Source organism: Paraliobacillus ryukyuensis, from assembly GCF_003315295.1.
In the GTDB taxonomy this organism is placed as follows: Bacteria; Bacillota; Bacilli; order Bacillales; family Amphibacillaceae; genus Paraliobacillus; species Paraliobacillus ryukyuensis.
Map to the genome: position 1 here is coordinate 66,907 of NZ_QNRI01000004.1, position 20,136 is coordinate 87,042.

Genomic DNA, 20,136 nt, shown 5'->3' on the forward strand with positions numbered 1-20,136 from the left:
ATAACGGAACTAACATTTTTATGGATCGACAAATGCTACTTCTAGATAAATTATATGATGGGCTTGATCCACGTATGTTATTGATTTTCAACTTAATAGGAAATCAGCTATAATATGAGACAAGCATAGTGGAGGAGAGAAAGAAGGTAATAGATTGACATTTTCTCATTTATTCGTACGAAGCGGTTACAGCTTTTTGAAAAGTACTGTTAAATTAAAAGAGTTAATTGAGCAAGCTAAACAATACAATATACAAGCTGTTGCTCTAACAGATGAACAAGTACTACACGGTGCTGTTCAATTTTATCAGCTAGCTATAGAAGCGGGAATTAAACCTATTATCGGTATGATTGTTTATGTCACAGAAGAAACTGGTGGTACCACTCCAATTACAGTACTAGCAAAGAATAATCAAGGGTATCAAGACCTATTGAAACTAAGTACAGCACTTAATGTAGCAGGTGAAACATCCCTATCATTGCCAGAATTAGCTGGTTACACAGAGCATGTGCATGTGATTTTACCAATTACAAGCTCTCCTATTGCTTCTTTTTTACAAACAGGTGAGGAAGCTTTAATCAAGAACTACCTTAATAATTGGAATCAACTACTTCATAAAGAGGTATGTATTGGTGTTGACCGAAAACAACGGCTTTCGTTTCCAATTCTTAAGCAAATAGTAAAGCAGCTACCAAATCAAGCAATTGCCATCCAAGATGTTCGGTATTTAAGACAAGAAGACCAACAGGCCTATCGTTGTTTAAGGGCAATGGATCAAGGAACTACTTGGACAAGTATGCAGCAAAATCAAGATAATAATGACCAACATTTTGCCACATCAGAAGAGATGCATCATTGGTTTCAAGATTGGTCTGAACTAATTGAAGAGACGAATCAACTTGCTAATACATGTAACATTTCGCTAGAGCTACATGTACATGCGCTACCAAAATATCCGTTGGAGTCTGGGCACACAGCAAGTAGTTATTTAAGTGAATTGTGTGAACGGGCTTTAAAAAATAAATATCCGGATGCCAATCAAGTGGTAAGAAATCGTATGAATCATGAGTTGCAGGTTATTACAAATATGGGATTTAGTGATTATTTTTTAATTGTGTGGGATTTTGTACAATATGCGAAAAATAACAACATTATGGTTGGCCCTGGACGAGGTTCAGCAGCAGGCTCTCTGGTTGCGTATTTATTGAATATAACAGAAATAGACCCGATAAAATATCAGCTTTTGTTTGAACGTTTTCTCAATCCAGAGCGAATTTCCATGCCAGATATCGATATTGATTTTTCCGACACTCGTCGAGATGAAGTGATTGCCTATGTGCAACAAAAATATGGTCAAGATCATGTTGCCCAAATTGGTACTTTTGGTACATTTGCTACACGATCGACTATTAGAGAGCTAGCAAAGGTAATGGAGATTTCACCAGAGGATTTAGCGTTTATCTTAAAAGAGATTCCAAGTCATTCATCAAAATCAGTAGTTGAGAGTGTCAAAGGCTCTACATTACTAAGAGACTACATCAAAACATCGCCAAAACTGCAACAATTTTTCACTGTTGCAACTAAATTAGAAGGTTTACCTAGACATTTATCTACGCATGCAGCAGGTATTATTATAAGTGAAGAACCTTTAGTCAATCGTGTAGCGCTCACAGCTAGTCATGAATCGATTTATTTAACGCAATTTGCAATGAAAGACGTTGAAACAATTGGGTTATTAAAAATGGATTTTCTGGGGCTTCGTAATTTGACCTTAATTGAACGGATACTTCAGTCAATAAAAAAATCTACGAAAGATGATTTAGATATTCATCATTTACCTTTACATGATAAACGTACCTTTGAATTGTTACAGCATGCGAAGACAAATGGTATTTTTCAACTAGAGTCCCAAGGGATGCAAGGTGTATTACAACAACTACATCCGACAACATTTGAAGATATTGTTGCTGTTAATGCACTTTATCGACCTGGTCCAATGGCGTTTATTTCTACCTATATCAATCGTAAACATGGAAAGGAACAAGTAACGTATCCGCACCCAGATTTGCAACCGATCTTACAATCTACCTATGGTGTATTAGTTTACCAAGAACAAATCATGCAAATTGCCAATCAACTAGCGGGTTTCTCACTAGGTCAAGCGGACCTTTTACGAAGAGCTGTGAGTAAAAAGAATGAAAATGAAATTAAGCAATTAGAACAAACATTTTTAGATGGTTGTGTAAGAAATGGATACGATCGAAAAGTCGCAACCGACGTTTTTGATTGGATCGTACGTTTCTCAAATTATGGTTTTAATCGTAGTCACGCGGTTGCATATAGTAAGATCTCCTATCAATTAGCCTTTTTAAAAGCGCACCATGCTGCTAATTTTTTTGCCGAAATCCTTTCTAGTGTGGCTGGACAACAAGATAAAGTGAGGATATATACGAATGAAGCACAAACATTTGGATTATCACTGTTACCACCATCAATTAATAAAAGTTTTGGAAAATTTCATGTAGAAGCAAATCAAATTCGGGTTGGCCTTTGGGCGATTAAAGGTGTTGGTCATCAAGCAATTAACCATATCATAGAGATAAGGAAAAATGGTTCTTTTCGAAGTTTATTTGATTTTTGCATGCGTGTCTCACTAAAAATAATTAATCGTTCTGTGATAGAATCATTGATCTTGGCTGGTGCATTTGATGCATTATTTTCTGATCGCGCTTCATTACTTGCTACAATAGACCGTGCCATGGAGCAAGCAGAACTTTTTAATGAGTTTGATGATCAGTCATCTTTATTTCAAGATGAGTTAGAGTTAGATATCAATTATGTGCAAGTTAAACCTTTTTCCGATTTGCAACAATTAAAGTATGAAAAAGACTTAATAGGTATATATATTTCTAGCCATCCATTGCAGAAATATCGAAAATCATTGCGTAAACATGGATTTGTAACGTTAGCCAAAGTGAAAACATTGGTTAATAAAAATAAGCAACAAATAGTTGCCATTATTCAAAGTATCAAAGTCATAAGAACGAAACGAGGCGATCAGATGGCTTTCTTAACCATTGCTGATGAATCCGTTGAGTTAGAAGCAGTTATCTTTCCAAATCTATTCCGAGAAATAAAACCATGGTTGAGTGAAGAGTTACTAGTAGCTATGACCGGTAAGGTCGAAGGACGTAATGGTAAACTACAATTTATCATCAATGAAGTTGAGCAACTCGACATGGCATCACTAGAAAAGAAAGCATTAGCGAGAATCTATATTAAACTAGAAGCAGAGAACGAGCAACAAGCACTTTCACATCTTAATCAGTTAGCAGAGCAGTATCCAGGTAGCGCAGCAGTAATTATTTATCATAGTCGAACGGATCAGACCTACCAACTAGCTTCTTCTTATAATTTAAAGATCGAACGAGGCTGTATACAAACTCTAAATAACATATTTGGAAAAAGTAATGTGGTTATCAAGCAGCATAATGAAACCTAATTGCTCAAACTTTACACGTATGGACGATCTGCTATAATAGAATGGGTTATTGGTCTGACCAGACAAGTAATGATAATAAATCATGTGTCAAGAAGGGGAGTTTCATGTGTCTACGTTAAATGAAAAAGCATTAGCTATGCATCAAGATTTTCAAGGTAAATTGACGGTGCATTCTAAAGTCGACATTTCTAATCAAGAAGATCTAAGCCTTGCTTATTCTCCAGGAGTGGCAGAGCCTTGTAGAGCAATTGCCAATGAGGCTGATTTGGCATATACCTATACCATGAAGTCTAATATGGTTGCGGTAGTTACCGATGGTTCGGCCGTATTAGGGTTAGGAAATATAGGTTCCCAAGCTGCGCTGCCAGTAATGGAAGGAAAAGCAGTGCTGTTTAAAAACTTCGCTAATGTTGATGCTTTTCCAATATGTCTGGCTACACAGAACGTAGATACTATTATTCAAACAGTAAAATTGTTAGCCCCTACTTTTGGTGGAGTTAATTTAGAGGATATTGCAGCTCCTAACTGCTTTACTATTGAAAAAGCTTTAAAACAGGCGTTAGATATTCCGGTTTTTCATGATGATCAGCACGGAACAGCAATTGTTACACTTGCTGGGCTATTTAATGCACTTAAATTAGTCAATAAAACATTCCATTCTATTAAAGTTGTTGTCAATGGCGCGGGGGCAGCTGGTGTTGCTATTGTGCAACTATTACACTACTTTGGTGTCAAAGACATTATTTTATGTGATTCAAAAGGTGCTATCTATCAAGGTAGAGAAATAGGCATGAATGAAATAAAAGAAGAAATTGCTACGTACACAAACGTGAATAAAAAAAGTGGTAACTTAGCAACAGTTATTGAAGGTACGGATGTATTTATCGGTGTATCACTAGGGAACTTAGTTACTTCTGAAATGATCGAATCAATGAATGAAGACGCAATAGTATTTGCTATGGCTAATCCTGATCCTGAAATTGAGCCAGCACTAGCTAAACAAGCAGGTGCTAGAATCGTAGGTACTGGAAGATCGGATTACCAAAACCAAGTTAATAATGTGCTCGCTTTTCCTGGGATTTTTAGAGGTGCTTTGGATGTACAAGCATCAGATATCAATGAGGAGATGAAAGTAGCTGCAGTAAAAGCGATAGCTACTTTAATTGATGAGAATGATTTACATGAGGATTATGTGATTCCGAATCCATTTGATGAACGAGTTGCTCCTGCTGTTGCTAAAGCGGTCGCTAGAGCAGCTATAGAAACAGGTGTGGCTAGAAAAATTTAAAAAGGTTTTTAATACATGTAAAGGAGTGGCCAACAATCAGTGTCGCTAGCTAAGCAAAAAGCATATGAAAGTGTATTAGACAAGCTTAAACATTTTATTAATGATAAACAGCTACAGCCTGGAGATAAACTACCATCTGAACGTGAATTTGCTGAACAATTAGGGGTAGGAAGATCATCTGTGCGAGAAGCTTTGCGTGCTATCGAACTGTTAGGTCTAATAGAAACGAGACAAGGAGAAGGTACGTTTCTTCGTGAATATCAATCACTAAGTACGGTTCGAGTTCTGTCAAGCTTTATACTGCAAGAGCAGCATACAGTAGAAGAAGTGGGTGATCTAAGACGCCTGGTTGAGAAAGAAGCCCTAAAGCTTGCTTTTAAACAGACACGTCAACTTGTTTCTGAGCAATGGTTGCAACTTTTTACTGAAGAAACTACATTTGATACCGATCACCATTATCTTTTCTTTCAAGTAGTTTTTAAAAATATTGAACATCCATTATTACAAAAATTGTGGCATTTCCTAATGGATTTCTCACATCATACAGATTTCATACAATATAATAAAGAATTTTATCAAGATTTAATTTATATATTTAAACATAATACTATTGAAATTATTGAAGATTTATATGAGAAATAATTTATACAGAAATTGCTGGATTAGGAGGAATTATCCTTGGCATTTAAAAACCCATTTACGAAAAAGAAAAAATATGCATCAATCCCTAGTGAAAAAGCAAAACAAGATATTCCACATGGATTAATGCAAAAATGTGAAAGTTGCCAAAAAATCTTTTATCAAAAAGAATGGAAAAAACAACTGAATGTATGCCCAGAATGTGGTCATCATCATAAATTAGGAGCATATGAGCGAATTGAACATCTAATGGATGAGCAAACATTTGAAGAATGGGATAAAGAGTTAACATCAAAAAATCCTTTAGCGTTTCCTGGATATGAGGAAAAATTAGAAAAAGATAAAGAAAAAACTGGTTTAAAAGAAGCGGTTGTTACAGGAAAAGGAGAAATTAACGGTTCGCCAACAGCTATTGCAGTAATGGACGCGCGATTTCGAATGGCTAGTATGGGAGCCATAGTTGGAGAAAAAATTGCTCGAGCGATTGAGCGAGCAAAAGAATTACAGTTACCAATCATTATCTTTACTGCTTCCGGTGGCGCTAGAATGCAAGAAGGTATGATAAGCTTAATGCAAATGGCTAAAACATCTATTGCAGTAGATCGTTTTAATCAAGCTGGCGGTTGTATGATTGTTGTCATGACAAATCCTACAACAGGCGGGGTGTCAGCAAGCTTTGCTTCTATCGGAGATTATCATTTTGCGGAGCCTGGTGCATTAATTGGTTTTGCGGGCAGAAGAATTATCGAACAGACGATTAGGGAAAAGTTGCCTAAGGACTTTCAAACTGCAGAATTTCAATTAGAACACGGTCAAGTAGATAAAGTTATTTCTCGTCATGATTTGAAGAAAACACTCTCGGTTGTACTAGAGATGCACCAAGTTGGGGGCGATCAAACTTGAATCAAGTATTAGAATTTGAAAAACCAATTGTTGAATTAAAGGAAAAAATAAGCGAATTAAAAAGATTGACAGAAGGTAGCGAAATGGATCTGTCAAATGAGATAAGCACGTTAGAAAAGAGATTAGAGAAATTAGAAGTTGATATATACAGTAATTTAAATTCATGGGAAAGAGTTCAAATTGCCAGGCATGGAAAGCGACCAACTACATTAGACTATGTAAATGAGATATTTACCGGTTTTATCGAATTACATGGGGATCGCTTATTTGGAGATGATCCAGCTATTGTTACTGGTATTGCGAAATATCAAGGGAATCCCGTCACAATTATTGGGCATCAACGAGGTAAAAATACCAAAGACAATATCTATCGTAATTTTGGCAGTCCCCATCCTGAAGGGTATCGAAAAGCATTGAGACAAATGAAGTTAGCAGCAAAATTTAATCGACCAATTATTACGTTTATTGATACAAAAGGTGCTCATCCTGGTAAAGCAGCTGAAGAGAGAGGCCAAGGAGAAGCAATTGCACGTAATTTAATGGAAATGGCATCATTGCAAGTACCGATTATTTCTATCGTAATTGGTGAAGGTGGAAGTGGTGGAGCTTTAGGGATTGGTGTTGCTGATCAAATCTTTATGTTAGAGAATTCCACTTATTCGGTAATCTCACCTGAAGGCGGTGCAAGTATCCTTTGGAAAGATGCTAAATTTGCTAAAGAGGCTGCTGAATCGATGAAAATCACTGCCAGAGATCTAAAAGAATTAGAAATTATTGATCAAGTTATTTCAGAACCTCGTGGTGGAGCACATCGGGACATGCAAGCACAAGCGAAAGAAATTGATAAACAAATTGAACAATCATTAGCTACGCTGGTTCAAATGGATAAGGATGCATTAATCGAAGGAAGATGGCAAAAATATAAAAATATCGGATCCATGGATGAATGAGGGATGATAGCAACCTTTGCTCATCCCTTATTTATGTTATAATTAATAATTGAGGATTTTTACCACTATAATTTTATTTGATTTGCATAAAATAACCCTCCCTGACAAAAATAGCAACTAAATTGTCATATTTACGGGTGTGATTATTCACTCTTTCATGTATAATCTTAATTGAAATAATCAGTGATTATATTTATTATGAAAAGAGATAGGTTTATAATGGAGTATGAGAACTAACATAGAAGAGGTGACAAAATGAAAAAGATAGGTGTATTAACTAGCGGTGGAGATGCTCCAGGTATGAATGCTGCTATACGAGCTGTCGTTCGAAAAGCAATCTTCCATGGTATCGAAGTATATGGTATTTATAATGGGTATCAAGGTTTGATGGAGGGTAACATTGAAAAGCTCGAAATTGGTTCAGTAGGAGATATTATTCAACGCGGCGGCACGATGTTATATTCAGCACGATCAGAAAAATTTAAAACAGAAGAAGGACAAAAAGTTGCGATCGAGCAATTAAACAAATTTGGTATCGAAGGGCTTATTGTTATAGGTGGAGATGGCTCATTCCAAGGGGCAGTGAAGCTGACAGAGAAAGGCTACCCTTGTATCGGAGTTCCAGGTACAATTGATAATGATATACCAGGAACTGACTTTACTATTGGATTTGATACAGCTCTAAATACAATTATTGATGCAATTGATAAGATTAGAGATACAGCGACTTCGCATGAACGTACATATGTGATAGAGGTAATGGGACGAGATGCTGGAGATTTAGCGCTTTGGGCTGGTTTAGCAGACGGAGCAGAGAGTATTCTAATCCCAGAAAAACCGCATGACTTTGATATGGTTATTGATCGATTAAAACGTGGACATGAACGCGGTAAGAAACATAGTATTATTGTTTTAGCAGAAGGTGTAGGAAAAGGGATGGACCTTGGTGAAAAAATACAAGAGTCTACTGCAATGGAAACAAGAGTTACTGTGTTAGGTCACATTCAACGTGGCGGGCGACCTACTGGCCAAGATCGAGTATTAGCAAGTCGATTAGGTGCAAAGGCAGTTGATCTTCTTATGGAAGGAAAAGCTGGACGTATGGTAGGTATTCAAAACAATGAATTAGTGGATCATGAAATTACACAAGTACTTACACACAAACATGAACTTGACATGAACATGGTTAATTTAGCAAATGAATTATCAATTTAAATTTAGACGATTTTTATCAAGTGTAGTACACTTGGATTACTCAAGGAGGAAATAAAATTATGAGAAGAACAAAGATTGTAAGTACGATTGGACCAGCATCTGAATCCGTAGAAAAATTAGTCCAATTAATTGAAGCCGGAATGAATGTGGCTAGGCTTAATTTTTCTCACGGAGATTTCGAAGAGCATGGTCAGCGTATTAAAAATATTCGTGAAGCTGCAGAGAAAACTGGTAAGACAGTAGCTATTCTATTGGACACCAAAGGACCAGAAATCAGAACTGGTGTAATGGAAGATGGCGCTGTAGAAATTATTAAAGGAAATAACATTAATGTTTCTATGGATGAGAGTGTACTTGGAACTACAGAAAAATTTGCAGTAACGTATCCTGAATTAATTAATGACGTACATCCAGGATCAAAAATTCTTTTAGATGACGGTTTAATTGAATTAGAAGTAGAAGAAATTCTTAAAGACAAAAATGAATTAAAGACAAAAGCGTTAAACTCAGGTATCCTTAAAAATAAAAAAGGTGTCAATGTACCATATGTAAGTGTTAATTTACCAGGAATTACAGATAAAGATGCAGCAGATATTAAATTTGGTATTGAACAAGAAGTTGATTTTATTGCTGCTTCCTTTGTGCGTCGTGCTTCAGACGTCTTAGAAATTAAAGAATTATTAGATGAAAATAATGCATCTCATATTCAAATTATACCAAAAATTGAAAATCAAGAAGGTGTCGACAACTTAGACGCTATCTTGCAAGTTAGTGATGGATTAATGGTAGCTCGTGGGGATCTAGGAGTGGAAATTCCACCTGAAGATGTACCGCTTGTTCAAAAAGAAATGATCCATAAATGTAATGTTGCTGGTAAGCCAGTTATTACAGCTACACAAATGTTAGATTCGATGCAACGTAACCCACGACCAACTCGTGCGGAAGCTTCTGACGTTGCTAATGCGATTTTTGATGGTACAGATGCCATTATGTTATCAGGCGAAACAGCTGCAGGTGATTACCCTGTTGAAGCGGTCCAAACAATGAGTAATATTGCTACAAAAGCTGAAACTAGTCTTGATCATGCGTCTGTTTTAGATAACCTGTCTAAATCTAGTGATGTGACAATTACAGATGCGATTAGTCAATCGGTAAATCACTCTGCTATGAACTTAAACGTAGATGCGATTTTAACGCCAACAGTAAGTGGTCACACTGCTCGTATGATCTCAAAATATCGTCCAGAAGCACCAATTATTGCATTAACGTTTGATGAACGCATTACACGCCGTCTTGCTTTAGTTTGGGGTGTACAAACGATTAAAGGAACATTAGCATATTCTACAGATGATGTCCTTGACCTTGCGATTCAACGTGGTCTATCGACAGGATACTTCAAACGAGGTGACCGTGTAATTATCACTGCAGGTGTACCTGTAGGCGAAAGTGGAACAACGAACCTCATGAAGATTCACGTGATTGGCGATGTACTCGCTGACGGTCAGGGTGTTGGAAAAGGAAGCTCTTTCGGTAAAGCTGTTTTAGCTAAAAATGCTGAAGAAGCAAATGAAAAAATGTCAGAAGGCGACATTTTGGTCACTTATGGTACAGATAAAGATATGATGTCTGCTCTTGAAAAAGCAAGTGGTATTATTACTGAAGAAGGTGGGCTAACCTCACACGCTGCTTTAGTAGCGTTAGATTTAGGCATTCCAGTCGTTGTCGGTGTAAAAAAAGCAATGAATATCGTGAAAGATGGTTCAGAAATTACAATTGATGCAAAAAAAGGTGACATTTACGAAGGTCATGCAAGTATTCTATAATTAAGATGAGAAAAAGAAGGGGGATTCCCCTTCTTTTTTAACCATCACTGCAAAGAGGAGAGTTTTATCATGTTTCGTTGGTTATTTTTATTTATTATTATTGTACCAGCATTAGAAATTGGTATTTTTGTTTGGGCTGGTAATTTAATTGGAGCATGGTGGGTGATTTTTCTTATTATCTTGACAGGCGTTCTTGGTGCATATCTTGCTAAAAGGGAAGGGCTACAAACCTTACAAATGGCTCAAAGAGAAATGAGTTATGGAAGAATGCCGGCTGAACAGATCTTTGATGGTATATGTATTCTAGTAGGTGCAGTAGTTCTCTTGACACCGGGTTTTATTACAGATACGATCGGTTTTTTGCTTCTATTCCCTGCTACTAGAAGACCATTAAAATCGTTATTACGCAGACTTATTCAAAAAATGATGGACAATGGAAACATTATTTATTTTAGGTGATAGTTCCGTTTTTAATATATCTCCAAAGATGATGAAATAAATGAGATTGATACAAGGCTTGAATAATAATACTGAATAATGGTACTAAGAAAATACCAAATAATCCAAAGATACGAAAACTAATAAAAGTAATCATTAGCATGAGTAATGGATTAACCCCGATCTGACTTGCGAGTAGTTTAGGTTCTGTCAATTGTCTTTGCAATACAATAATACCATATAATATGGCTAGTTGGATGGTTAATGTATAGTCTCCGGTAAGGAAGAGATAGCCAATCCAAGGAATGAAAAATAACCCCGTTCCTAAATATGGAATAAAATCTACTAACCCTATTATTAGAGCTAATGTAAAAGAATAATCCACTCCAATTACTAATAATCCAAGATAGATAATAATGATTGAAATCAATGTTAATAACAATTGGGCTCTTATATAACCAAATAAAGCTTTTTGTGATGTGAGCTTCATTGCGTGTATTGTTTCTTTGAATAAAAGTGGCATGTGAGCATGGTACACATTTTTCAGCTTGTACCATTCTTGACAAATAAAGAAAGTGCCTAAAAAGATGAAAAAACAAATAGAAAAAAGACTCGGGATCATCTGTAATGTATGGATGATGGAAGTAAAGGCAGATTCAATCCATGAGGTACTTTGTTGTGTGAATCGTTGTAAAAAATGTTCAAGCTGTTCAATGATCGTTTGCTGCTGATTTTGTTGTAATGCATCGAATTGGCTCATTAATTGATTATAGATAGGTGTAAGGTGTGTTTCCACTTGTAATTGTATATAATCCGAAAAAATATGGATATGCTTGGGTATCTGTTTAGTGAGATAATAAAAAGCTTGTACCAATTCAATAGCACCAATTGCAAAAAGTGAAGCGAGTAAACCAAATAAAATGACAAGGACAAAAAAACTAGCATAAGCCCGAGACATTGGAGTTTGTTTTTCAATAAAAGCAATTGGTTTTTGAAGTATGAAAGCTAATAAAAATGCAAGAAGAAAAGGGTAAAGATAAATAATAGCAACATAACAAGTAGCAATCGTAATGGTAGTTGTAGCTATGACTAAAAATAACCGTAATAGTCGTTTCATAATAAGGTCTGTTTTCATCTATCTCGCTCCAAAAGTAGTATCTATGATAAAGATATTTTTCATTTAAGCAAAATATGTGATAATATTAAAATAAATCGCCGTAGAAATAAATAGTTGGAGGCGTGTGTATGTTTAATCAGTCTACTTTATTTTTATTAGTTTTATTTGCTCTAGGTTATATCGGAAAAAACCAATCCATTATGATTGCTGTATATGTGTTATTAGGAATTCAATTATTTAAAATGGATCATAAGTTATTTCCGTACATACAAGATAAAGGGATGCTCTGGGGAGTTACGATTATTACAATTGCCGTTTTGGTTCCAATAGCAAGTGGAGAAATTGGGTTTCAAGATTTATTGGAAAGTGTCAAATCTTATTATGGTTGGATTGCTTTAGGGGCAGGTATGTTTGTTGCTTTGGTTGCCAAAGGTGGATTAGATTTATTAGCAAATGATCCGCATTTAACAACTGCATTAGTGATGGGGACCATACTAGCTGTTGTTTTCTTTCAAGGGGTCGCAGTTGGTCCATTAATCGGGGCTGGTATTGCTTATATGGTTATGCGTATCGTTGATTTTTTTGCTACATAATAATACAACAGACAATAATTAGCTAACTGGTAGCTGAAATGTAAAACAAAAGGAGGGGAATACATGTCAACTACCAAGGGATTGGAAGGAGTTATTGCAACAGAGTCATCGATAAGTTCTATCAGCGATGATCAATTAACTTATGTTGGTTATCAAATTGATGATTTGGCAGAATATTGTAGTTTTGAAGAAGTAATTTATTTGTTATGGCATAAAAAACTCCCGACTAAAACGGAACTTAACTCGTTTAATAAAAGCATCTCAACAAATATGTTTTTACCGAAAGAGATTATCCAACACCTGAATACATATAATCTCTCTACTGTACATCCAATGGCAGTTTTACGATCGACTGTTTCGCTGTTAGGATTGCATGACCCAGAAATAGATGATATGAATGCAGAGGCTAATATACGAAAAGCGATTCGCCTTCAGGCCAAAATGTGTGCCCTAATTGCCGCATTTTCTAGAATTCGATCTGGAAAAGAACCACTATCACCTAAAGAAGGACTAGGATATGCAGCTAATTTCTTGTACATGTTACGTGGAGAAGAAGCAAATCAGCTAGAAATAGAAGCTTTTAATAAAGCTTTAGTCTTACACGCTGATCATGAGTTAAATGCCTCTACCTTCACTGCTCGTGTTTGTGTAGCCACCTTATCTGATTTATATTCAGGTATCACAGCTGCTATTGGAGCTTTAAAAGGACCATTACATGGGGGCGCAAATGAACAAGTGATGCGCATGCTAACAGAAATTTGTGAAATAGAACATGCTATTCCTTATATTAAACAAAAATTAAATAATAAAGAAAAAATAATGGGGATGGGACACCGCGTTTATCGTACAGGTGATCCTCGGGCCAAACACTTAAAGAAGATGTCAAAACAATTGACTGAAATGATTGGACAGCCAAAATGGTATGAGATGTCTGTGGAAATAGAAACATTTATCAAGCAAGAAAAAGGCTTGCCAGCAAATGTAGATTTTTATTCTGCATCTGTTTATCACAGTCTTGGTATTTCACATGATCTATTCACACCTATTTTTGCTATGAGCCGGACATCTGGTTGGCTAGCCCATATTCTAGAACAATATGAAAATAACCGACTTATTCGTCCGCGTGCTGAATATGTTGGACCGATTCACCAATCATTTGTTCCATTAACGGAACGTCAGTAATCGTAGCATACTATTGTAATAGTTGAAGGAGGAAATGAAAATGACAAATGCTGAAAAAATCACAGTAACAAATGGTGTCGTACATACACCAGATAATGCAATAATTCCTTATATTGAAGGAGACGGTACTGGTCCTGATATTTGGTCTGCTGCTAGTCGTGTAATTGAAGCAGCGGTTGAAAAAGCCTACAATGGTACAAAATCAATCACTTGGAAAGAAGTTTATGCAGGACAAAAAGCTTTTGACAAGACTGGTGAGTGGTTACCAACTGAAACATTAGATACGATAAGAGAATATAAAATCGCAATAAAAGGCCCCCTAACTACACCGATAGGGGGAGGAATTCGTTCATTGAATGTAGCATTACGCCAACAGCTGGATTTATTTACTTGTCTACGTCCTGTACGCTATTTCGCAGGTGTACCTTCTCCAGTCAAACGACCAGAAGATACGGATATGGTTATTTTCCGTGAAAATACAGAAGATATTTATGCTGGAATAGAGTGGCAACAAGGTTCCGATGAGGTGAAGAAAGTAATTGATTTTCTTCAAAACGAAATGGGCGTGACAAATATTCGTTTCCCAGAAACATCTGGAATTGGTGTTAAGCCAGTTTCATCTGAGGGGACAGAACGTCTTGTTCGTGCTGCTATCGATTATGCAATAAAAGAAGGCAGAAAAAGTGTTACCTTAGTTCACAAAGGTAATATCATGAAGTTTACAGAAGGTGCTTTTAAAAACTGGGGATATGCACTTGCAGAAGAAGAATATGGAGATAAAGTATTCACTTGGGCAGAATACGACCAGATCGTTGAAGCTCAAGGAAGAGAAGCGGCTGATCAAGCACAGAAAGCTGCGGAACAAGCTGGGAAAATCATTGTGAAAGATGCAATTGCAGATATTTTTCTTCAACAAATTTTAACACGTCCAAAAGAATTCGATGTTGTTGCAACCATGAACTTAAATGGGGATTATATTTCAGATGCCCTAGCTGCACAAGTTGGTGGCATTGGCATTGCACCTGGAGCAAATATTAATTATGAAACAGGCCATGCAATATTTGAGGCGACACATGGAACGGCGCCCAAATATGCCGGTTTGGACAAAGTAAACCCATCTTCAGTAATTCTTTCTGGTGTGCTAATGCTAGAACACTTAGGCTGGCGAGAAGCAGCAGATCTAATTATAAAATCAATGGACAAAACCATTGGTTCGAAAGTAGTTACCTATGATTTTGCTCGTATGATGGAAAATGCAACAGAAGTAAAAACATCAGGCTTTGGACAAGCATTAATTGATAATATGGACAAATAGGATAGAGTAAAAGCTGTCTCCTAGGTCGTTAAAGACACTAGGAGACAGCTTTTATTATAAATAAATATTTTAGGTTATTAACAAGCTAATTGATGTTCATCTGTAAATAATTGACCAAAAGTAAAGCGAAGTAGAATAAAAAAGAAATATAAAAATAAACATAATATTAATTTTGTAAATAAATTTTTACATTAATATGAGACACTTTATGCTTTATCTGTATTCACATTATACAAGCTTCATTGTATGATGAACAATAGAGATAGAGTAAGTAAATTTAAGGGGGCACCAGAATGAATCAGAAAGTTTTAATCGTGGATGATGAAGAGTCTATTGTAACACTTTTACAATATAATATTGAAAAAGCAGGCTTCCAAACTGATATTGCTTATACAGGTTTAGAAGGCCTAGAGAAAGCTGTTACTTACGATTTTGATATCATTGTATTAGACTTGATGCTTCCTGAATTAGAAGGAACAGAGGTGTGTAAACAAATCCGACAACGCCAAGTGGAAACACCCATTTTAATGTTAACAGCAAAAGATGATGAATTTGATAAAGTGTTAGGACTAGAATTAGGTGCGGATGACTATTTAACGAAACCGTTTAGTCCAAAAGAAGTTGTTGCTCGTATTAAAGCAATTTTAAGAAGAACCAATAAGCAACAGCCTACATTTGAATCACCCGTATTTAGAATAGCTGAATTAACAATTTACCCAGAACAATATGAAGCGGTAATTCGAGATGAAACCTTATCTTTTACAAGAAAAGAGTTTGAACTATTACTGTATTTAGCAAAACATAAAGGAAAAGTATTATCCCGAGATCAATTATTGAGTGCGGTTTGGAATTATGATTTTGTAGGTGATACTAGAATTGTTGATGTGCATGTTAGTCATCTTCGCGACAAAATAGAGCCGGATACGAAACACCCCATTTACATTAAGACGATTCGTGGATTAGGTTATAAAATGGAGGATCCTTCTTAATGAAACAATCGTCAACTAAATTGTTTATTCTCTATGCATTTGTGGTGACGCTTATATTAACTGCTATTGGCTTTATTATAATGCCATTAGTTACTAATAATGAGCGATTAATCGTTTTTCTTACGTTATTTTGTGGTTTAATCATTTTCCTAATTATGATTCATCAGATTATGGATCGTTATATAAAACCTGTGCAGTCTGCGGCAACAGCGGCTTCCGAACTAGTCAAAGGAAATTATAAAGTCAGAACATATGAAAAACAATACGGCGATGCTGGTAAACTAAGTAATTCGATTAATATGTTGGCGAGATTTCTACAAGAAACCACGATACAAGAAAAAATTCAAGGTAATCAGCTACGCACGGTTATTAATAACATGGAAAGTGGTGTTATGCTAATTGATGAACGTGGCTATGTGAACCTAGTTAATCGTAAATTTCTTCAACTTTTTGGTCGATCAAAAAAAGACTATGTCGGTTATCTCTATTATAATGTGTTAGAACAAGAAAGTATCCATCGAGCGGTCCAAGAAGCGTTCTTATACGAAGAAAAAGTGAAAAATGCTTTTACAATTGAGATGGAAATTGAAAAAAGATATTTAGAGATAGTAGGCGCACCTGTTTTTAATGAAACTAGAACATTAAAAGGTGCTGTTTTAGTGTTTCATGATATAACGGACTTAAAACATTTAGAACAAATGCGAAAAGATTTTGTAGCGAATGTATCACATGAACTAAAAACACCGATTACTTCGATAAAAGGTTTTGCGGAAACTTTACTTGATGAGGAATTGGATGATCTAGCACTCCAACAAAAATTTTTGAAAATAATTTACAAAGAAAGCGATCGAATTCAAGCACTTGTTCATGATTTATTAGAACTTTCCAAGTTAGAGAAAGATGAAATGCAATTACATTATCAGCATGTACAATTATCTGAAGATGTTAACCAAGAGATCTTACCGATTATTCAGCACCAAGCGGAAAATAAAAATATACAATTTATTGTTGATGTGGAAGATGATCTCACATTAGAAGGAGACCTAAATCGCTTAAAACAAGTTTTTATTAATATACTTAATAATGCAGTAAACTATACATCTGCTGGTGGGTGTATCTATTTAAATGTAAAACAAATTGATGATACTATTCAAATTGAAGTTCGCGATACTGGTATTGGAATGTCTGAAGATCAGATTCCGCGTATTTTTGAACGTTTTTATCGAGTTGATAAAGCAAGAAGCCGTAATACGGGAGGTACTGGTTTAGGGCTGGCCATTGTCAAACATATTGTAGAAGCACATAAAGGGAAAATTGAAGTACACAGCCGTTTGGAAGAAGGGACTACTTTCACCATTCATTTACCTAAAACGAGACAATATTTATAAACACGTAGTACGTTTTTATAGCTTTCTAATACTACACAATCCGCTTAGCTTACGTATAGGCGGGTTGTTTTTTTCTATTTCACGATAAACATGTTAAAATAGTAAAGACAATCTTACCATAATGACAACCATTACTTGGAAGGAGTTATTATATAGAATGAGCAATAAACTAGTCTTAATTGATGGAAATAGTATTTTATATCGAGCATTCTTTGCATTACCTTTACTTAATAATGATAAAGGCGTTTATACAAATGCAGTTTATGGTTTCACTACCATGCTATTAAAAATTCTAGAAGATGAACAGCCAACACATGTACTTGTGGCGTTTGACGCAGGTAAAACTACCTTTCGACATGAAACTTACAAAGAATATAAAGGGGGCAGGCAGAAAACACCACCCGAATTATCGGAACAGTTTCCGTTAGTGAAGCAATTATTAGATGCGAGCTCCATTAAACATTACCAGTTAGAGAACTATGAAGCAGATGATATTATTGGTACATTAACGAAAGCTGGTGAGGCAAGCGACTTTTCAGTCCGAGTGATTTCTGGTGATAAAGATTTACTCCAACTCGTATCTGATCAGACACAAGTACAACTTACCAAAAAAGGTTTAAGTGATATTGATGCCTACACACCTTCATTTATGAAAGAAAAAATGGAGATAACACCAGCTCAAGTGATTGATATGAAAGCATTAATGGGCGATAGTTCTGATAATATCCCAGGCGTACCTGGGGTGGGGCAAAAGACTGCAGTGAAATTATTAAAGCAATTTAATACATTAGATAATCTATTTGCCCATCTTGATGATGTAAGTGGGAAAAAGCTTAAAGAAAAATTAGTGAACCATCAAGAAGATGCTAAAATGAGTAAACAGCTTGTAACCATTAATTGTGAATCTCCAATTGAAATCAATTTAGCGGATACTCACTATAACGGATATGATGTAGAACGTTTGCGTAGTATGTTTAAAGATTTAGGTTTTCAATCTTTACTTGCTCGTGTGAGTGGAGAAACAAATGATCAAGTAGAACCTACTACCTTAGATGAAATAAAAGTAGATAGTACAAAAGATATTACGCAAGATATGTTGACAAATGCAACAGCATTAACCGTTGAAATGCTTACTGACAACTATCATGTTGCACCTATTGAAGGTTTTGGTTTAGCAAATAAAGATAACGTATATTTTATACCTACTAGTGTGGCAATCGAATCTGATGTCTTTAAACAATGGGCAGAGAATCCAGAACAAGAGAAATGGGTGTTTGATGCGAAGCAAGTGACCGTTGCCTTACACCGTGAAGGTATTGATATTAAAGGCATTACATTTGATTTGTTGCTCGCATCTTATCTCATTAACCCATCTGAAAATCATCATGATATACCAGCGATTAGTAATCGCATGGGGTACAATCGAGTTCGATTTGATGAAGAAGTTTATGGAAAGGGAGCAAAACTTCAACTTCCTGAACAAGCTCAATTGGCAGAACACGTCGGAAGAAAATCGTCGATGCTATATACGTTAAAGCCTGAAATGGAAGAACGTCTAGAAGCTAATCAACAAACTGCATTGTTAAAAGAATTAGAATTGCCATTGGCGATGATTTTAGGGGAAATGGAATATACAGGTGTTGAAATTGATCAAACGCAACTAAATACGATGCAAAAGGAATTGAAAGCACGCCTAGATACAATGGAACAAGAAATCCATGAATTAGCTGGTGAGACATTTAATTTGAATTCACCTAAACAATTAGGACCTATTTTGTTTGAAAAATTAGGGTTACCAGTGATTAAAAAAACCAAGACTGGTTATTCAACATCGGCTGATGTCTTAGAGCAATTAAAAAACGAACATCCGATTATTCCAAAATTGTTAATGTATCGCCAATTAGGTAAATTGCAATCAACCTATATTGAAGGGTTATTAAAAGTAGTTCATGCAGATGGGAAAATCCATACTCGTTTTAATCAAGCATTAACACAGACAGGAAGATTAAGTTCAACCGATCCAAATATGCAAAATATCCCTATTCGTTTAGAGGAAGGGAAAAAAATTAGAAAAGCATTTATTCCATCAAAAGATAATTGGGTGATTTTTGCAGCCGATTATTCACAAATAGAATTACGTGTGCTCGCGGATATAGCAAAAGATGAGAAATTAGTTCAAGCGTTTCGAGATGATATGGATATTCATACAAGAACAGCAATGGATGTATTTCACGTTGAAGCAGATCAAGTTGACAGCAATATGCGCCGCCAAGCGAAAGCTGTTAATTTCGGAATCGTATATGGTATTAGTGATTATGGTCTCTCACAAAATCTTGGCATTACCAGAAAAGAAGCAAAAGCATTTATTGATCGATATTTTGAAAGCTATCCTGGTGTTAAAGAATATATGGAGGAGATTGTACGCGATGCAAAGCAAAATGGTTATGTAACAACCTTAATGCATCGCCGACGCTACTTACCAGATATCACAAGTAGAAATTTTAATTTAAGAAGTTTTGCAGAACGCACAGCTATGAATACACCAATTCAAGGTAGTGCTGCTGATATTATCAAAAAGGCAATGATTGATTTAGAATTCGCGATAAAAGACAAAGGACTCAAGGCAACGATGTTGTTACAAGTGCACGATGAATTAATCTTGGAGGCACCGGTAGAAGAAGTGGAAACCCTTAAACAACTTGTACCTGAAGTGATGGAACAAACCGTTGAATTATCTGTTCCGTTAAAAGTAGATTATGCCTATGGGGAAACCTGGTTTGATGCAAAATAAGGA

Annotated in this window: 15 protein-coding genes; 14 read left to right on the forward strand and 1 reads right to left on the reverse strand. The window is 35.8% G+C overall.

Annotated features, from left to right (window positions below; translation table 11 throughout):
- Positions 1 to 154: 154 nt before the first annotated feature.
- The 8 genes from dnaE to DES48_RS07980 all read left to right on the forward strand — a co-directional run bounded on the left by dnaE (position 155) and on the right by DES48_RS07980 (position 10,779).
- Positions 155 to 3,502 (forward strand): DNA polymerase III subunit alpha, encoded by a 3,348-nt coding sequence (gene dnaE / locus DES48_RS07945; protein WP_113868288.1) that lies wholly within the window; start codon positions 155 to 157, stop codon positions 3,500 to 3,502.
- Between the two features lie 106 nt (positions 3,503 to 3,608).
- Positions 3,609 to 4,790 (forward strand): NAD(P)-dependent malic enzyme, encoded by a 1,182-nt coding sequence (locus DES48_RS07950; protein WP_281269230.1) that lies wholly within the window; start codon positions 3,609 to 3,611, stop codon positions 4,788 to 4,790.
- Between the two features lie 39 nt (positions 4,791 to 4,829).
- Positions 4,830 to 5,432, forward strand: coding sequence for a FadR/GntR family transcriptional regulator (locus DES48_RS07955; RefSeq protein ID WP_113868292.1), 603 nt, complete (start codon positions 4,830 to 4,832; stop codon positions 5,430 to 5,432).
- A gap of 36 nt (positions 5,433 to 5,468) precedes the next feature.
- Positions 5,469 to 6,332 carry an acetyl-CoA carboxylase, carboxyltransferase subunit beta gene (gene accD, locus DES48_RS07960; protein WP_113868294.1) on the forward strand — a complete coding sequence of 288 codons (864 nt, stop codon included), beginning with the start codon at positions 5,469 to 5,471 and terminating at the stop codon, positions 6,330 to 6,332.
- Positions 6,329 to 7,282, forward strand: a complete 954-nt coding sequence (locus DES48_RS07965) for an acetyl-CoA carboxylase carboxyltransferase subunit alpha (RefSeq protein WP_079708275.1) — start codon at positions 6,329 to 6,331, stop codon at positions 7,280 to 7,282. Before accD ends, DES48_RS07965 begins: the two co-directional genes overlap by 4 nt.
- 255 nt (positions 7,283 to 7,537) lie before the next feature.
- On the forward strand, positions 7,538 to 8,497 hold the full coding sequence (gene pfkA, locus DES48_RS07970) for a 6-phosphofructokinase (RefSeq protein ID WP_079708276.1): 960 nt from the start codon (positions 7,538 to 7,540) through the stop codon (positions 8,495 to 8,497).
- 59 nt (positions 8,498 to 8,556) lie between these two features.
- Complete coding sequence (gene pyk / locus DES48_RS07975) at positions 8,557 to 10,320, forward strand: pyruvate kinase (protein ID WP_113868296.1); 1,764 nt, start codon at positions 8,557 to 8,559, stop codon at positions 10,318 to 10,320.
- Between the two features lie 69 nt (positions 10,321 to 10,389).
- On the forward strand, positions 10,390 to 10,779 hold the full coding sequence (locus DES48_RS07980) for an FxsA family protein (protein WP_079708278.1): 390 nt from the start codon (positions 10,390 to 10,392) through the stop codon (positions 10,777 to 10,779).
- Here the strand turns inward: DES48_RS07980 and ytvI are convergent.
- Positions 10,772 to 11,893 carry a sporulation integral membrane protein YtvI gene (gene ytvI, locus DES48_RS07985; protein ID WP_113868297.1) on the reverse strand — a complete coding sequence of 374 codons (1,122 nt, stop codon included), beginning with the start codon at positions 11,891 to 11,893 and terminating at the stop codon, positions 10,772 to 10,774. The two genes, DES48_RS07980 and ytvI, sit on opposite strands and share 8 nt — an antisense overlap.
- A 110-nt stretch (positions 11,894 to 12,003) precedes the next feature.
- Here ytvI and DES48_RS07990 point away from each other — a divergent pair, with 110 nt between their 5' ends.
- The 6 genes from DES48_RS07990 to polA all read left to right on the forward strand — a co-directional run bounded on the left by DES48_RS07990 (position 12,004) and on the right by polA (position 20,133).
- Positions 12,004 to 12,468, forward strand: coding sequence for a DUF441 domain-containing protein (locus DES48_RS07990; RefSeq protein ID WP_113868299.1), 465 nt, complete (start codon positions 12,004 to 12,006; stop codon positions 12,466 to 12,468).
- A 63-nt stretch (positions 12,469 to 12,531) separates the two neighbouring features.
- The gene (citZ, locus tag DES48_RS07995; RefSeq protein ID WP_113868301.1) at positions 12,532 to 13,650 is read left to right on the forward strand and encodes a citrate synthase; all 1,119 of its coding nucleotides are present in this window, start codon (positions 12,532 to 12,534) and stop codon (positions 13,648 to 13,650) included.
- Positions 13,651 to 13,690: 40 nt separating this feature from the next.
- A complete protein-coding gene (gene icd, locus DES48_RS08000; RefSeq protein ID WP_113868303.1) occupies positions 13,691 to 14,965 on the forward strand; it encodes an NADP-dependent isocitrate dehydrogenase in 1,275 nt (424 codons plus the stop codon).
- Between the two features lie 293 nt (positions 14,966 to 15,258).
- Positions 15,259 to 15,954 carry a response regulator transcription factor gene (locus tag DES48_RS08005; RefSeq protein WP_079708283.1) on the forward strand — a complete coding sequence of 232 codons (696 nt, stop codon included), beginning with the start codon at positions 15,259 to 15,261 and terminating at the stop codon, positions 15,952 to 15,954.
- Positions 15,954 to 17,342: a two-component system histidine kinase PnpS gene (gene pnpS, locus DES48_RS08010; protein ID WP_113868305.1), complete on the forward strand. Its 1,389-nt coding sequence runs from the start codon at positions 15,954 to 15,956 to the stop codon at positions 17,340 to 17,342. Before DES48_RS08005 ends, pnpS begins: the two co-directional genes overlap by 1 nt.
- Before the next feature lie 157 nt (positions 17,343 to 17,499).
- A complete protein-coding gene (gene polA, locus DES48_RS08015; RefSeq protein WP_113868307.1) occupies positions 17,500 to 20,133 on the forward strand; it encodes a DNA polymerase I in 2,634 nt (877 codons plus the stop codon).
- Positions 20,134 to 20,136: the final 3 nt, after the last annotated feature.

Bases quoted from the DNA above. Each gene is read 5' to 3' on its own strand.
- citZ (WP_113868301.1), top strand. From the start codon at position 12,532: ATGTCAACTACCAAGGGATTGGAAGGAGTTATTGCAACAGAGTCATCG.
- pyk (WP_113868296.1), top strand. From the start codon at position 8,557: ATGAGAAGAACAAAGATTGTAAGTACGATTGGACCAGCATCTGAATCC.
- DES48_RS08005 (WP_079708283.1), top strand. From the start codon at position 15,259: ATGAATCAGAAAGTTTTAATCGTGGATGATGAAGAGTCTATTGTAACA.
- DES48_RS07980 (WP_079708278.1), top strand. From the start codon at position 10,390: ATGTTTCGTTGGTTATTTTTATTTATTATTATTGTACCAGCATTAGAA.
- DES48_RS07990 (WP_113868299.1), top strand. From the start codon at position 12,004: ATGTTTAATCAGTCTACTTTATTTTTATTAGTTTTATTTGCTCTAGGT.
- pnpS (WP_113868305.1), top strand. From the start codon at position 15,954: ATGAAACAATCGTCAACTAAATTGTTTATTCTCTATGCATTTGTGGTG.
- ytvI (WP_113868297.1), bottom strand. From the start codon at position 11,893: ATGAAAACAGACCTTATTATGAAACGACTATTACGGTTATTTTTAGTC.
- icd (WP_113868303.1), top strand. From the start codon at position 13,691: ATGACAAATGCTGAAAAAATCACAGTAACAAATGGTGTCGTACATACA.
- pfkA (WP_079708276.1), top strand. From the start codon at position 7,538: ATGAAAAAGATAGGTGTATTAACTAGCGGTGGAGATGCTCCAGGTATG.
- polA (WP_113868307.1), top strand. From the start codon at position 17,500: ATGAGCAATAAACTAGTCTTAATTGATGGAAATAGTATTTTATATCGA.